General features: G+C 70.9%; 14 protein-coding genes. 5 read left to right on the forward strand and 9 right to left on the reverse strand.

Going from position 1 to position 13550, the window contains the following annotated elements; genetic code table 11:
- Positions 1 to 2: 2 nt before the first annotated feature.
- Positions 3 to 1232 (forward strand): cation:proton antiporter, encoded by a 1230-nt coding sequence (locus ABZW60_RS16355; protein ID WP_355477481.1) that lies wholly within the window; start codon positions 3 to 5, stop codon positions 1230 to 1232.
- A gap of 122 nt (positions 1233 to 1354) precedes the next feature.
- Here the strand turns inward: ABZW60_RS16355 and ABZW60_RS16360 are convergent, their stop codons facing one another.
- The 4 genes from ABZW60_RS16360 to ABZW60_RS16375 are packed head-to-tail and all read right to left on the reverse strand — an operon-like array spanning position 1355 to position 4447.
- Complete coding sequence (locus ABZW60_RS16360) at positions 1355 to 1903, reverse strand: YdeI/OmpD-associated family protein (protein ID WP_355477483.1); 549 nt, start codon at positions 1901 to 1903, stop codon at positions 1355 to 1357.
- Positions 1904 to 1929: 26 nt separating this feature from the next.
- Complete coding sequence (locus ABZW60_RS16365; protein WP_355477485.1) at positions 1930 to 2421, reverse strand: methylated-DNA--[protein]-cysteine S-methyltransferase; 492 nt, start codon at positions 2419 to 2421, stop codon at positions 1930 to 1932.
- Entirely contained in the window at positions 2418 to 2972 is a 555-nt protein-coding gene (locus ABZW60_RS16370) for a GNAT family N-acetyltransferase (RefSeq protein ID WP_355477487.1), read from the reverse strand. The genes ABZW60_RS16365 and ABZW60_RS16370 overlap by 4 nt, the downstream gene beginning before the upstream one ends.
- 2 nt (positions 2973 to 2974) lie before the next feature.
- Entirely contained in the window at positions 2975 to 4447 is a 1473-nt protein-coding gene (locus ABZW60_RS16375; protein ID WP_355477489.1) for an AlkA N-terminal domain-containing protein, read from the reverse strand.
- Positions 4448 to 4590: 143 nt separating this feature from the next.
- On the opposite strand from ABZW60_RS16375, the gene ABZW60_RS16380 reads away from it, so the two are divergent.
- From ABZW60_RS16380 to ABZW60_RS16395, 4 genes are all read left to right on the forward strand, one after another.
- Positions 4591 to 5331 carry an SDR family oxidoreductase gene (locus ABZW60_RS16380; protein ID WP_355477491.1) on the forward strand — a complete coding sequence of 247 codons (741 nt, stop codon included), beginning with the start codon at positions 4591 to 4593 and terminating at the stop codon, positions 5329 to 5331.
- A 59-nt stretch (positions 5332 to 5390) separates the two neighbouring features.
- On the forward strand, positions 5391 to 6167 hold the full coding sequence (locus ABZW60_RS16385) for an LLM class flavin-dependent oxidoreductase (protein ID WP_355477493.1): 777 nt from the start codon (positions 5391 to 5393) through the stop codon (positions 6165 to 6167).
- Between the two features lie 72 nt (positions 6168 to 6239).
- Positions 6240 to 7247: a LacI family DNA-binding transcriptional regulator gene (locus ABZW60_RS16390; protein ID WP_355477494.1), complete on the forward strand. Its 1008-nt coding sequence runs from the start codon at positions 6240 to 6242 to the stop codon at positions 7245 to 7247.
- A gap of 45 nt (positions 7248 to 7292) precedes the next feature.
- Positions 7293 to 9947 carry a glycogen debranching protein gene (locus ABZW60_RS16395; RefSeq protein WP_355477496.1) on the forward strand — a complete coding sequence of 885 codons (2655 nt, stop codon included), beginning with the start codon at positions 7293 to 7295 and terminating at the stop codon, positions 9945 to 9947.
- A gap of 452 nt (positions 9948 to 10399) precedes the next feature.
- Here the strand turns inward: ABZW60_RS16395 and ABZW60_RS16400 are convergent, their stop codons facing one another.
- The 5 genes from ABZW60_RS16400 to ABZW60_RS16420 form a co-directional block, all read right to left on the reverse strand.
- A complete protein-coding gene (locus ABZW60_RS16400) occupies positions 10400 to 11164 on the reverse strand; it encodes a hypothetical protein (protein ID WP_355477498.1) in 765 nt (254 codons plus the stop codon).
- A complete protein-coding gene (locus ABZW60_RS16405) occupies positions 11161 to 12054 on the reverse strand; it encodes an ABC transporter ATP-binding protein (RefSeq protein WP_355477500.1) in 894 nt (297 codons plus the stop codon). The genes ABZW60_RS16400 and ABZW60_RS16405 overlap by 4 nt, the downstream gene beginning before the upstream one ends.
- 166 nt (positions 12055 to 12220) lie before the next feature.
- A complete protein-coding gene (locus ABZW60_RS16410; RefSeq protein WP_355477502.1) occupies positions 12221 to 12583 on the reverse strand; it encodes a GntR family transcriptional regulator in 363 nt (120 codons plus the stop codon).
- 54 nt (positions 12584 to 12637) lie between these two features.
- On the reverse strand, positions 12638 to 13348 hold the full coding sequence (locus ABZW60_RS16415) for a GPP34 family phosphoprotein (RefSeq protein WP_355477504.1): 711 nt from the start codon (positions 13346 to 13348) through the stop codon (positions 12638 to 12640).
- On the reverse strand, positions 13341 to 13550 hold the full coding sequence (locus ABZW60_RS16420) for a hypothetical protein (protein WP_355477506.1): 210 nt from the start codon (positions 13548 to 13550) through the stop codon (positions 13341 to 13343). The genes ABZW60_RS16415 and ABZW60_RS16420 overlap by 8 nt, the downstream gene beginning before the upstream one ends.

The following is a 13550-nucleotide window of genomic DNA, read 5'->3' on the forward strand; positions in this document are numbered from 1 at the left end:
GCATGCACGAGAACATCACCGCCCTGTTGATCGAACTGGGCGCGGTCATCCTTGCCCTCGGCATCCTCGGCCGGATCGCCGGCCGGTTCGGCTTCTCCCCGATCCCGCTGTACCTGCTGGCCGGGCTCGCGTTCGGCCACGGCGGTCTGCTGCCGCTGGCGGCCAGCGAGGAGTTCGTGGCCACCGGCGCCGAGATCGGCGTGATCCTGCTGCTGTTGCTGCTCGGCCTCGAGTACACGGCGTCCGACCTGGTCGGCACGCTGAAGACGCAGTACGTCTCGGGAGCGGTCGACTTCCTGCTGAACGCGTTGCCCGGTGCGGCGGTGGCGTTGCTGCTCGGCTGGGGCCCGGTCGCGGCGGTCGCGCTGGCCGGTGTCACCTGGATCTCGTCGTCGGGTGTGATCGCGAAGGTCGTCGGGGATCTCGGGCGGCTGGGTAACCGGGAAACGCCGGTGGTGCTCGGGATCCTGGTGCTCGAGGACCTGTCGATGGCGGTCTACCTGCCGATCCTCACCGCGCTGCTGGCCGGCGTCGGACTGGCCGGCGGGAGCATGACGCTGCTGATCTCGCTCGGGACGGTGAGCGTGGTGCTGTTCGTCGCGCTCCGGTACGGGCGGGTGATCAGCCGGGCGGTCTCCTCGGACAACCCGGAGATGCTGCTGCTCGTCGTCCTCGGCCTCACACTGCTCGTCGCGGGTATCGCGCAGCAGCTGCAGGTGTCGGCGGCGGTCGGCGCGTTCCTGGTCGGGATCGCGTTGTCCGGCGAGGTCGCACACGGTGCGCGCAACCTGCTGAGCCCGCTGCGGGACCTGTTCGCCGCGGTGTTCTTCGTGTTCTTCGGTCTGAGCACCGATCCGGCGAAGATCCCGCCGGTGCTGGCGGTCGCGTTCGGGCTCGCTGTGGTCACCGCGCTCACCAAGATCGCCACCGGCTGGTACGCCGCCCGTCGCGCCGGCATCTCCCGCGCGGGCCGCTGGCGCGCCGGCGGAACCCTGGTCGCCCGCGGCGAGTTCTCGATCGTCATCGCCGGCCTCGCGGTCGGTGTCGAGCCGAAACTCGGCCCGCTCGCCACGGCGTACGTCCTGATCCTCGTCATCCTCGGGCCCATCGCCGCCCGCTACACCGAGCCACTCGCCCGCCGCCTGTTCCGCAAACCCCCCAAACCGGCCGACGCCCCGGCCGCGGAGCGTCTGGACGACACAGCCACGGCACCTTCGTCACCCACCAACTGATCGGCGACGCGGACCGCCACCACTCACCAACCACCGCTCGAGCCCCGGCTTCGGCCGGGCTTGAGCGTGCGTCGACTCGTGCACCGCCGCTTGGTGAGTGCTGGGCGTCCGCCCGACGAGCGTCAGCGTGCACGGATTCCGGCGGCGGCCTGCTCGACCGTCTCGGCGATCCGGCGGGACCGCGTCTCGGCGCGCTTGGCGAGGGTGATCCATTCGAGGATGGTGCGGCGGGCGGACGGCGGGAAGGCGCGGAAATGCTCGTCCGCCCGCGGGTCGGCGGCGAGCGCGGCCTGCAGGTCGGGCGGCACGACCAGGTTCTGCGCGTCCGCCAGCAGGTCCCACGTCCCGGTCCGCCGGGCGTGCGCCACCAGCTCCTCCCCCGGCGCGCGCATCAGCCCGGCCGCGGTCAGCCGTTCGACCCGCTCGCGGTTCACCTTGCTCCAGGTGCTTCGCGGGTTCCGCGGCGTGAAGCACTGGTACGTCGTGCGCTCATCGCGCCGGACCGTCTTGCTGTCGATCCACCCGAAGCACAGTGCGTGCTCGACCGCGGCCGGTAGGTTCAGGCCGTCGGCGTCGCGGTGCACCACGAGCCAGACGGATCGTTCACTGCGGCCGTTGGCCTCCAGCCAGGCACGCCACTCGCTCGCATCCACGCAGTCCAAGGTCTCCATGGGACCAGCCTGCGCCGGATAAGTGCTCATCCAATGAGCAGTTTTTCTCCGCGTTCGTGAGCGAGCAGCGCCCGCTTCCGCTCGATGCCGCCGCCGTACCCGGTCAGACTGCCCGTCGATCCGACCAGGCGGTGGCACGGCACGATGATGCTGACCGGGTTCTTCCCGTTGGCCAGTCCGACCGCGCGCGCCGACTGCGGCTTCAGGCCGAGATCCGCGGCCAGACCGCCGTACGTCGTGGTCACGCCGAACGGGATCTCCTGCAGCGCGGCCCAGATCCGCCGCTGGAACTCCGTGCCGGCCAGCAGCAGCGGTACGTCGAACGTCGTGCGGCCGTGGTGGAAGTACTCGTCGAGCTGCTCGGCCGCCGCTGCCAGGGCGGAGTCGTCGCGATCGCCGAACCTGGTCCGATCGGGCGCGTACCGCTGCCGGTCCATGTGCAGGCCGGTCAGCTCACCCGCGTCGGTGCCCACCAGCGTGAGCGGACCGAGCGGGCTGTCGACGACGGCGTACGTCACCGCGCGGACTCCCACTGCGCGCGGTCGATCCGGTAGAGCACATGCCGGCGCAGCGGGCTGTCCTCCGCGATCCGCGGGTGGTCGAAGTCGCCGGCCTCGTCGTGCACCATGCCGATCCGCTGCATGACCCGCTGGGACGGCACGTTCGTGGTCGCGGTGAACGAGAGGATCTCGTCGAAGCCGGCCGGCCCGAAGCCGTACGCCAGCGCGGCCCGTGCCGCCTCGGTCGCATACCCGTTGCCCCAGGCACCTTTCGCCAGGCGCCAGCCGATCTCGACACCGGGCAGGAACGGCGCCTCGAAGGTCGGCGCGTTCAGCCCGGTGAAGCCGATGAACTCACCGGTCGCGCGCACCTCCAGCGCCCACCAGCCCCAGCCGCGCTCGTCGATCGCCGCGCGCACGCCGTCGACGAAGCTGTCGCTCTGCTCGGCCGTCATCATCGCCGGGAAGTGCTCCATCACCGCCGGGTCCGTCCCCATCGCCGCGAACGGTTCCCGGTCGGAGTCCCGCCAGTTCCGCAGCAGCAGGCGGTCGGTGGTCAGTTCGGTCATCGTCACTCCGCGGGGATCTTGTTGATCGCGTGGTCACCGGTGGCCCACAGGTACTGCACCGCGTACGCACGCCAGGGCCGCCACGCACGGGCGTGGTCGGTCAGGAGTTTGGGGGCCTCGGGCAAGCCTAGGTCACGCGCGGCGTACCGGATACCGAGATCACTGGCCACGAAGGCATCCGGGTCGCCGAGCGCCCGCATCGCGATCGACTCGACCGTCCAGGGCCCGATCCCGGGCAGCGCGGCCAACTGCTCGCGGGACCGGTCCCAGTCGGCGCCGGCGCCGAGGTCGATCTCACCGGCCGCGAGGGTCGCGATCAACGTGGTGAGCGTCGTACGGCGGGACCTCGGGAACGCGAGTGTCTCCGGATCGAGCCCGGCCAGCGCCTGCATCGTCGGGAACAGATGGGTGAGCCCGCCGGCCGCGTCCTCGATCGGCTCGCCGTGCTGCAGGACCAGCCGGTGCGCGTGCGTCCGGGCCGCCGCCGTCGACACCTGCTGCCCGAGCACCGCCCGGACCGCGAACTCCTCGCCGTCGACGGTGTGCGGCACCCGCCGGCCCGGCGCCTTCGCGATCAGCGGAGCGAGCACCGGATCGGTGGCGAGCAGGTCGTCGACGGCGACCGGGTCCGCGTCCAGGTCGAGCATCCGGCGGCAGCGGCTGATCGCGATCGCGAGATCGCGCTGGTCGGTCAGCGAGAGCTGGCAGGCGATGTGGTCCGGCATCGGCCGCAGGGCGACGACGCCGTGACCGTGCGGGAGTCGCAGTGTGCGGCGGTAGTGCCCGTCGCGCCACTCCTCGACACCTGGCACGCCGGTGGCGATCAGGTGGCCGAACAGGTTGTCGGGCGTCAACGGGGCGCGGAACGGGAGCCGCAGCGAGATCGTGCCGGGCGCGGCGGTCGCCGTACCGCGGCGAGCCCGGCGGCGCAGCTCGGTCGGCGCGAGCGCGAAGACCTCCTGGACGGTCTCGTTGAACGTCCGCACGCTGGAGAACCCGGCCGCGAACGCCACGTCCGCCATCTGCAGCTCACTCGTCTCGATCAGCAGGCGCGCGGTCTGGGCCCGTTGCGCACGAGCGAGCGCGAGCGGTCCCGCGCCGAGCTCGGCCTGGAGCTGGCGCTGCACCTGGCGAACGCTGTATCCGAGCTGGCCGGCCAGGCCCGGCACGCCGTCGCGGTCGACGACGCCGTCCGCGATCAGGCGCATCGCCCGCGCGACCAGGTCGGCACGGTCGTTCCACTCCGGGGACCCCGGGCTCGCGTCCGGGCGGCACCGCTTGCAGGCCCGGAACCCGGCCTGCTGGGCCGCGGCCGCGCTCGGGTAGAACCGCATGTTCTCCACCTTCGGCGGCACCACCGGGCAACTCGGCCGGCAGTAGATCTTGGTGGTCAGCACCGCCGTGAAGAACCAGCCGTCGAACCGCGCGTCCTTGGACTGCACCGCGCGGATGCATCGCTCCCTGCATTCGTACACGCCCTCCAGCATCCCTGCCGCCACCGACAGTCGCTAGCGGATTTACGACCTGGAGGTGGACTGCCGGTCGCGGGAATGCGACGCGAGGATCCGGTGGCGGATTCTCGCGAGCTTCGGCGGTTGCGGGCCGCTGGACTGGAGGCATGAACGAACTGTTGGGAAAGAAGGCCCTGGTGACCGGCGGCAGCCGCGGGATCGGCGCGGCGACGGCGGTGGCGCTCGCGGAGCGCGGGGCGGATGTCGCGATCACGTACAACTCGTCCGCGGACGCCGCGGCTTCGGTGGTGAAGGAGATCGAGGCGCTCGGGCGGCGCGGGTTCGCGTACGCCGTCGACTCGGCTGACGCGGTGGCGGTCGGGGACGGCGTACGCCGGGCCGCGGAAGCCCTGGGCGGGCTGGACATCCTGGTCAACAACGCCGGCGTCGGTGCGATCGCCCCGATCACCGATCTGGCACCGGCGGACGTCGATCGGGTGCTGGCCGTCAACATCCGGGGCGTGTACGCCGCCACGCAGGCCGCCGTACCGCTGCTGTCCGACGGGGCCCGCCTCGTCCACCTGGGCAGCTGTGCGGCAGCGCGCGTGACGAGTCCCGGGATGACGCTCTACGCGATGAGCAAGTCGGCGCTGGTCGGCCTGAGCAAGGCGCTCGCCCGCGAGCTCGGCGCGCGCGACATCACCTCCAACGTCATCCAGCCCGGCCCCACCGACACCGATATGAACCCGTCCGACGGCCCGTTCGCGGAGCCCCAGATCGCCGACCTCGCCCTCAGCCGCTTCGGCACTCCGGGTGAGGTGGCCGCCGCGGTCGCCTACCTGGCCGGGCCGCACGCGGCGTACGTCACCGGCACCGAGCTGACCATCGACGGCGGCCACACCGCCTGACCCGTAGCGGCCTGGGCCCATCCACCGGAATGTCGGTGGGCGGGCCTACCGTCGGTCGGGTGAAGTTCTCGGTGACGGTCGGGGCGGTGGGCGCGGGACGGGATCCGCGCGGGCTGGCGGAGCTGGCTCGGGCGGTGGAGGACTCCGGGTGGGACGGGATGTTCCTCGAGGACTACCTCGTGTACCAGGGGGATGCGTCGCAGCCGACGTACGATCCCTGGATCTGTCTGGCGGCGATGGCGATGACGACCGAGCGGATCCGGATCGGGACGACCGTCACCCCGCTGCCGCGGCGGCGGCCGTGGAAGGTGGCGGCCGAGGCGGTGGCGCTGGACCAGCTGTCCGGCGGCCGGATGATCCTCGGAGTGGGGATCGGCGATCCCGGCGATCCGTTCCTGGAGGCCAGGAGCCCGCGGGTGCCGGCGGAGATGCTCGACGAAGGGCTGGCGATCATCGACGAGCTGTGGACCGGGCGACCGGTGATCTTCCGCGGGAAGCACTACACGCTGGAGAACGCGCAGCTGACGGCGCGGCCGGTGCAGGAGCCGCGGATACCGATCTGGGTCGGAGGCAACTTTCTCGTCCCGGCGGTGCGGCGGCGGATCCTGCGGTGGGGCGGATCGTGTGCGTACAAAGGAAGTACGGACGCACCGCAGCGGATCACACCGGATGACGTCGCCGCACTGCTGGCGGACGGGGATGTCGACGTGAAGGTGAGCGGGGGTGATCCGGCGGCCTTCGCGGCGGCTGGGGCGGCGTGGTGGGGGCGGTGGATCGCGCCGCTGCCGGTGGACGAGACGCTGGCGATCGTCCGCCACGGCCCGCCGAAACTCTGAACCGTTGACACAGCCGCGGGGCCGGTGCAGACTGCGGATGTTTTTAACGTTCAAACCCCGTGGGAGCTCGCTGTGGCAACCCTGAAGCAGGTCGCCGCCCACGCGGAGGTCTCCGTGCAGACGGTGTCGAACGCGCTGAACGCTCCGCACCGGCTCCGCCCGGACACGCTCGAACGGGTGAACCGCTCGATCGAGCTGCTCAACTACCGGCCCAATCGTAACGCCCGCAGTCTGCGCACCAGCGCGGTCGAACTGATCGGGTACTGCGTGCCGAGCTGGCCGAACCAGACGCACCTGGTGATGGACCAGTTCCTGCACGCCCTGTGCGCCGCCGCGGAACGCACCGGCCGGCACATCCTGCTGTTCACCGCACCGGGCGGTGTCGACGGCATGCCGACGTACGACGACCTGCACGCGCGCCGGCTGGTCGATGGGTTCGTGCTGTCGCAGACCGAGACGCACGACCCGCGGCACGGGTGGCTGAAGCAGCAGGGCATCCCGTTCGTCAGCTTCGGCCGGGTGTGGAAGGAGACCACCCAACCCGGTGCGTGGGTCGACGTCGACGGCGCGGCCGGCTCCGCGACGGCGGTCCGGCACCTGTACGAGACCGGCCGCCGGCGGATCGCGTTCCTGGGCTGGCCGAAGTCGTCAGGGCTGGCCGAGGACCGGGCCAACGGATGGCGCGACACGTGTCAGGACCTCGGGCTGCCGACCGCCGGCCTGGCGGTGCGCTGCCGCGAGGACACGATCGAGGAAGGCGCGCACGCCACCGCGCGGCTGCTCGACGCCGACGGCGCCGTCGACGGGATCGTTGCCCTCAGCGACATCCTCGCGCTCGGCGCGCTCCGCGAGCTGACCCGCCGCGGTCTCACCCCCGGCCGTGACGTCGGCGTCACCGGCTTCGACGACTCGCCGCTCGCGGAAGTCGTCTCCCCCGGCCTGACCAGCCTCCGGCAACCGATGGACCAGATCGCCGAGGAGCTGATCACGATCCTGACCGGTGGCCCTGCCGAGACGGCGCCGGCCGGGCGTCTGCTGCAACCGGAACTGGTGATCAGGGGCAGCTCGGCCCCTGGCTGATTTGTCGGCGCTTCTCCCCGGGCGCCGTGAGAAGGAGGAACCGCCATGACTCCCTATCCGACCAAACGAAGTAGCTCCGCCCCACCCCGAAGCAGACCGGGACGCCGGGCCGCCGGTATCGGCCTGCTCGCCGCCGCGACCGTCCTCGCCGGCACCGCCTCCGCGCTCGCCGGCCCGACGGCCCACTCCACCACCACGAGCCCGGCCGCAGTGGCTGCCGGCGGGTCCGAGCTCTCCGAGACGACCCGCCTGACCGATCGCCGTTCGCTGGTGGTCGGCGACCGGGCCTACGCGATGGGCGACGAGTCCGGCCTCTACCCCGCCGCCGGGTGGCACGTCCGCGGCGAGATGGGCGGCTTCTGGTCGCAGCCGATCAAGCTGCTCGACGGCATCTGGTTCGGCCTCGACGGGAACTGGCTCGGCCGGCAGCTGCCCGCGGCCAAGTACACCAGCGGGCACGGCTACAGCCGGATCGACTACACCGGTGCGGTGAACGTCCGCCGCACCGACTTCGTCCCCGACGGCATCCGCGCGACGCTCGTCGGCCTCACGCTCAGCTCGAGTACGGCGAAGACGGTCAAGCTCGACGTCGACGCGCACTCCGAGCTGATGCAGTCGTACCCGTGGGGCTGGACCACCCCGAACGCCGATGCCGCGAACCTGCCGGACACCGGCGACGTCAGCAACGGCGCGCTCCGGTTCCGCGAGCAGGGCACCCCGTCGTTCCCGAACGCGACCGCCCACGACTACGCCGCGTTCGTCGGATCGTCCCTGCGTCCAACGACCACGCAGCTCGGCGCGGATCACCGCGGACCCCAGAGCCCGGCGGTCATCTGCCCGGCCGACGGTACGACGCCCGCGCGCTGCGACGACTCGCTCGTCGGCAAGGGCACCGGCGGCCGGCTCACGTACGACGTCCAGCTGGCCGCGGGGCAGCAGAAGACGATCTGGTTCGCGGTGGCCGGATCCGATCAGGGCAGCCAGGCCGCGGAACGCGAGTACGGCAAGGCGCTGAAGAACCCAGACAAGTTGCTGCAGGCAAAGGCCTCCGCCCGGCAGCAGATCGACGCGCAGTCCGCAGTGGACCTGCCTGGTGACCGGCTGCTGCAGCAGAGCGTCGAGTGGAGCAAGCAGAACCTCGCGGACTCGGTGCAGGAGGCGCGCAACCTGCAGATCCGGGACGTGAACGAGGGCAAGGACTACCCGGCACCGGTCGGGTCCGTGCCGACCGCGCGCTGGTTCGGCGCCGGCTTCCCGGACTACCCGTGGCTGTTCGCGACCGATGGTGAGTACACCGCGTTCGCGGCCGTCGCGGCCGGCCAGTTCGACACCGTGAAGGAACACCTGCGCGCGCTCCGCGACGTCAGCGATCTGCTCAACCAGCGCAGCGGCAAGGTCGCGCACGAGGTGACGCCGACCGGTGACGTGTACTTCGGGTCGAACCAGAGCGCCGGCAACACCGACGAGACGGTGAAGTTCCCGAGCACGGTCGCGCTGCTGTGGCGGTGGACGGGTGACAACAGGTTCCGCGACGAGATGTACGACTTCAGCGTCCGCAACCTGCAGTACGTGTACCGCGAGCTGGACAAGGACAACGACGGCTGGCCCGAGGGCCTGGCCAACGTCGAGCGCGCCGGCATGGGCGTGGAGAAGCTCGACAGCACCGTGTACCTCGCCCGCGGCCTGCGGGACCTGGCCGACCTGGCCGCGTCCAAGCACGACACGAAGGTGCAGCAGTGGGCGACCAGCCGGGCGACCGACCTCGAGTCCCGGTTCGAGGCGCAGTGGTGGGTGCCGGCCGCGAAGGGGTACGCCGACTCCGTCGACAACCCGGCCGATCCGGCGAACGACAACACGCCGATCTTCCAGCGGCACTGGATCGGTGTCACGCCGATGGAAGCGGTGCTGACCCGCCCGGGCCAGACGTCGCCGCTCGCCTCGGACGCCCACGCGAGGATTGCCCTCGACCAGCGCGAAACGGCTTGCTACACAGGCGAGTTCGGCCTGTACCACACCGGCACCGGACCGACGTCGGACCCGGCCGGCAACCCCGGCCCGACCTGTGACCCGGTCGTCTCGCAGGTGAAGAGCGAGCGCAGCATCTTCGGGCTGAACACGTCGATCATGGCCGTTGCGGAGGGCAACTTCGGGCGGCTGGGCACGAAGCAGCAGCAGGTCTACACGACCGGCAACGCCCGGATCCAGCTCGACCCGTCGGTCTGGGAGACGCCCGGAGCGATGCCGGAGATCGCGCCGTCGCCCGACTCCCCGGCGAACATCGGCCGGCCGTTCTACGACCGCTCGATGGCGCTGCAGGCCTGGGGCGCGTACGGGATCCTCTGGCCGGTGATCCACCAGCAGCTGGGCGTCGATCCCGATTTGGGTCACGGCCGGATCGCCGTCGTACCGCAGCTGCCGGAGGGCCAGCAGAAGGTGGCCGGCAGCAACATCCGGGTCGGCCGCGGAGCCCTCGATGTGTCAGCACGCCTTACAGGTAAGGCATTGTCGACCGAGGTGACCGCGAAGGGCGTCGGCGCGGCGCTCACGGTCGGCGCAGTCCTGCCGAGCGGCGCGACGGTGCGCGGCGTGGCGGTCGACGGTCATGCGGCGAAGTACCAGCTCGTCACGACCAGCCGCGGAACGGAGGTCCGGGTGCCGGCGCACGGTGCGCACACGGTGCTCACGATCACGCTGAAGTGAGTCTGCGGTTTGTTTGAAGCGAGGTTTGCAATGCGTTCGAACTGAGCTGAGCCCGGCCGGCCGGTGCGCGACCGTTCCGCGCACCGGCCGGCTTTCTCATGCCTCGATTTCGGTACTGCCGGGTCTTGGTGCGCAACAGAAAGCGGGCCCCTCCGAGTATGAGTCGGAGGGGCCCGCACAGCTGAAGGAAAGTGCGGTCTCCAGCTTCCCGAGACGGGTCCGTGGAGGCCGGCAGACCCCGTCACCGGTCTACCTCGGTGGGGATCCCCACCGCGAGGGCCCTCGGTTTCCGTTCGACCCGCCACCCCGATCGAAGTAGCGTGTCGTATTTCTACCGCTGCCGACGGGCGCGCACAACCCCTTCCAGACAACAGTTTCTGGTCGTCCACAGTGATTGGCCACCCATCCACAGAATTCGTCCGAGTTATACACACCCCCTGTGCATAACGTCGTCACCCCTTGGGTGGTTTGACCGCCATCGGTCGCAGAACGCGATAGCCGGCGTACACGCCGAGTGCGCTCACGACCAGCACCGACGGCGCGGCGATCGCGAGCGGTGGCCGCTCGTACCCGATGGAGCTCAGCACGTCCGCGAGCCACTGGGCGACGAGCAGGAACTCGGCCGCCGCCGCGGGCAGCAGCGCGAGCGGCAGCAGCAGGATGCCGCGCCAGACGCCGAACCGGACGAACGTGATACCGAGCAGCCAGCCGGTCACCTCGTGCGACAGGATCAGCAGGAAGAACTCGGCGAAGATCAGGCCGGCCTGCGTCGTACTGGTGAACAGGTGCGGGTTCGTCAGCTTGTCGGGCCAGTCCTGCGCCGCGTAAAGCAAGCGTTCCACCTGATAGACCAGTACCCAGAGCAGCGACGTGACCGCCGCGGCACCCGCGAGATAGATGCCTGCGGCAAGCGAAAACATCCGGCGGGTGATGCCCTGGGAGATCAGCAGCGCGAAGTACGCCGGGGTGACGGTGATGCCGACCGCCATCGAGAAGTACTTCGGCGACTGGGTTCCGTAGTCCCAGGCGCTGCTGGTGACGCCGCTCGTGACGAGCTGGATGAGGAGCCCGCCGAGGAACAGCGCGACCACCATCACGGCCCAGTAGCCGAGCAGCATCGGCCGCAGCCCGATCGTCAACGACCACAGCACGTTCTTCAGCCGGTGCCCGGCGGTCGCTCCCCGCGGCAACGCGGCGGCCCGGACCGCAGTACTCATGACTTTGCTCCCGTGAGGTGGACGAAGAGATCCTGCAGGCCGACCGGGCCGATCTCGAGGCCGGCGGCGGTCGCCTGCGCGAGCAGCGCGGGGTCGAGGTCGCCGAGGACGGTGGTCGACTTGGTCCCGCCGAGCCGCTCCTCCGCGAGCACGGTGAAACCGGCGGTGAACTCGTCGACGGCCGCGACCGGGCCGACGATCGACGCGCCGCGGCCGCGCAGCGCGTCCACCGGCGACTGGGTGACGAGGCGGCCGCGGTCGAGGATCACCACCTCCTCGAGCATCGTGCTCACCTCGCTGACCAGATGGGTGGACAGCACGATCGTGCGCGGCACTTCGGCGTAGTCGGCGAGCAGCACGTCGTAGAACAGGTTCCGCGACGGCACGTCCATGCCCAGGTAGCTCTCGTCGAAGATCGTCAGCGGGGCGCGGCTGGCGAGGCCGATCACGACACCGAGCGCGGACTTCTTACCGCGCGACAGCTTCTGGATCTTCTGGTTCAGCGGAACCTCGAAGCGGTCCAGCAGGTCACCGGCGAGGTCGGCGTCCCAGTACGGCCGCAGCGCCGCGGCGAGCCCCACGGCGTACTTGACCGGGACGGCGTCCGGGCGGTCGCCGGACTCGCGGATCAGGCACACGCGGCTCGTCACGACGGCGTTCTCGTACGGCTCCTGCGCCGCGCCGAGGTCGCCGCCCTCGATCAGCACACGCCCCTCGTCGGGCCGCCGGAACCCCGCCAGCGTCGCGGCGAGCGTGCTCTTGCCGGAGCCGTTCCGGCCGAGCAGCCCGTGGATCTTCCCCGGCGCCAGCCGCAGATCGAGCCGATCCAGCGCGGGCACACCGGCGAACCGGACCGAGACGTTCTCGGTCCTGACAGTCAGGGCGGTCATCAGGCGTCTCCGTGGGTGCGGTCTGATGGTCTCTCGCCGTAGCGAGCAGGTGCTCGGTGCGGTGCATCGGCGTGCTGGAGTGAAGGCCTCGATGTGGTTTCATCGTGGCCTTTGCTCCAGTGCGGCGAGGCGCCGTGCCGAGTGCCGCGCAGTAGGCGAGAGACCATCAGGCCTCACCCCAAGAGCGGACGTGCTGGAGGATGTCTTGCAGTGGGATGCCGATCGCCTTCGCCTCGCGGATCATCGGGTCGACGACGTCGGCGAAGAACGAGTCGCGGCGGCCGGTGCGGAGCAGGTCGCGGGCGTTCGGCGCGACGAACATGCCGATCCCGCGCTTCTTGTACAGGACGCCGTCGTCGACCAACTGGGCGAAACCCTTGGCCGCGGTGGCCGGGTTGATCCGGTAGAAGGCGGCGTACTGGTTGGTCGACATCACCTGCTCGTCCTCGGCCAGCGCGCCGGACACGATGTCGTTCTTGATCTGCTCGGCGATCTGCAGGTAGATCGGGCTCCGGTCGTCGAACATCATCCACCCCCTTCCTCGGTTCATTACCTGAGTAGCGAACCCTAGTGGCGCGGGGGGTCAGCCCCCGGCGGAATACTGCGACTGCTGGAGCGACTTCTTCAGGGCCGGTACGACGGGGCCGACCCGGACGGCGAGTTGCGCGAGGCGGTCCTTATGGCGGGTGCGCTGGTTCTTGGTGAGGACTGTGCGCAGATCCGCGGTCGACGCGAGGACGACGACGGACGCGTCGCGGAGGTCCACCCGGGACACGAGCCGGGACGGCCTCAGGATGTCGCGGGCACCCTGCAGGACGTGCCGACGTACCAGCGGGTGGCGGAGCGTGACGCGGGCCGCGGGGAAGATGCCGAGGACGCGATGCGGCTCGACCTTGATCAGGCGCGCCCGCGCGAGTTCGTCGCGCACCTGCCGCAGGGTCGCGCCGCCCCGCCGGTCGATCCAGTGCCGCCAGCGCCGCGGACCGGCCGCCCGCAGCTCCTCGAGCACCGCCGCGGCCACCGGGTCCGCGGGCGCCGGGGCGTTGGTCACCCGTGCGCGACCGTCCTCGTCGACCAGGTTTCCCTGCAACTGGAGGTCGGCCAGCACCGCCGCCCGGACCACCTTCCCCAGCTTCGACCGGGCCGTCAGCCGCCCCTTCTCCGGATCGTAGGCGAGCAGAAAAACCCTTGCCGCCAAGGACTCCGGCGGCCGCGCGTTGCCTAAAGCAACCACTCCCGCGGCAGGCCGCCGCCGCGGCCCGGCCGGTCGGGACCGGTCGGTCTTCCTAGTCATCGGAGTCCTCCTTGGGCGGGCGGCCCGGGCGGCGCTGCTTGGTTACACCACTCGGCAGGCGGCCGGCGTCGGCCAGGGCTCGGCGGAGCAGGTACTCGATCTGCGCGTTGGTGCTGCGCAGGTCGTCGGCCGCCCAGCGGGCGAGCGCGTCGTGCACCGCGGGATCCAGCCGGAGCAGGATCTTCTTCCGTTCGACGGCCAC

Source organism: Kribbella sp. NPDC003557, assembly GCF_040610805.1.
Lineage (GTDB): Bacteria > Actinomycetota > Actinomycetes > Propionibacteriales > Kribbellaceae > Kribbella.

What these genes read in the sequence shown, in the direction of transcription:
- ABZW60_RS16355 (WP_355477481.1), top strand. Translation starts at nt 3, where the DNA reads ATGCACGAGAACATCACCGCCCTGTTGATCGAACTGGGCGCGGTCATC.
- ABZW60_RS16360 (WP_355477483.1), bottom strand. Translation starts at nt 1,903, where the DNA reads ATGGAGACCTTGGACTGCGTGGATGCGAGCGAGTGGCGTGCCTGGCTG.
- ABZW60_RS16370 (WP_355477487.1), bottom strand. Translation starts at nt 2,972, where the DNA reads ATGACCGAACTGACCACCGACCGCCTGCTGCTGCGGAACTGGCGGGAC.
- ABZW60_RS16380 (WP_355477491.1), top strand. Translation starts at nt 4,591, where the DNA reads ATGAACGAACTGTTGGGAAAGAAGGCCCTGGTGACCGGCGGCAGCCGC.
- ABZW60_RS16395 (WP_355477496.1), top strand. Translation starts at nt 7,293, where the DNA reads ATGACTCCCTATCCGACCAAACGAAGTAGCTCCGCCCCACCCCGAAGC.
- ABZW60_RS16400 (WP_355477498.1), bottom strand. Translation starts at nt 11,164, where the DNA reads ATGAGTACTGCGGTCCGGGCCGCCGCGTTGCCGCGGGGAGCGACCGCC.
- ABZW60_RS16405 (WP_355477500.1), bottom strand. Translation starts at nt 12,054, where the DNA reads ATGACCGCCCTGACTGTCAGGACCGAGAACGTCTCGGTCCGGTTCGCC.
- ABZW60_RS16410 (WP_355477502.1), bottom strand. Translation starts at nt 12,583, where the DNA reads ATGATGTTCGACGACCGGAGCCCGATCTACCTGCAGATCGCCGAGCAG.
- ABZW60_RS16415 (WP_355477504.1), bottom strand. Translation starts at nt 13,348, where the DNA reads ATGACTAGGAAGACCGACCGGTCCCGACCGGCCGGGCCGCGGCGGCGG.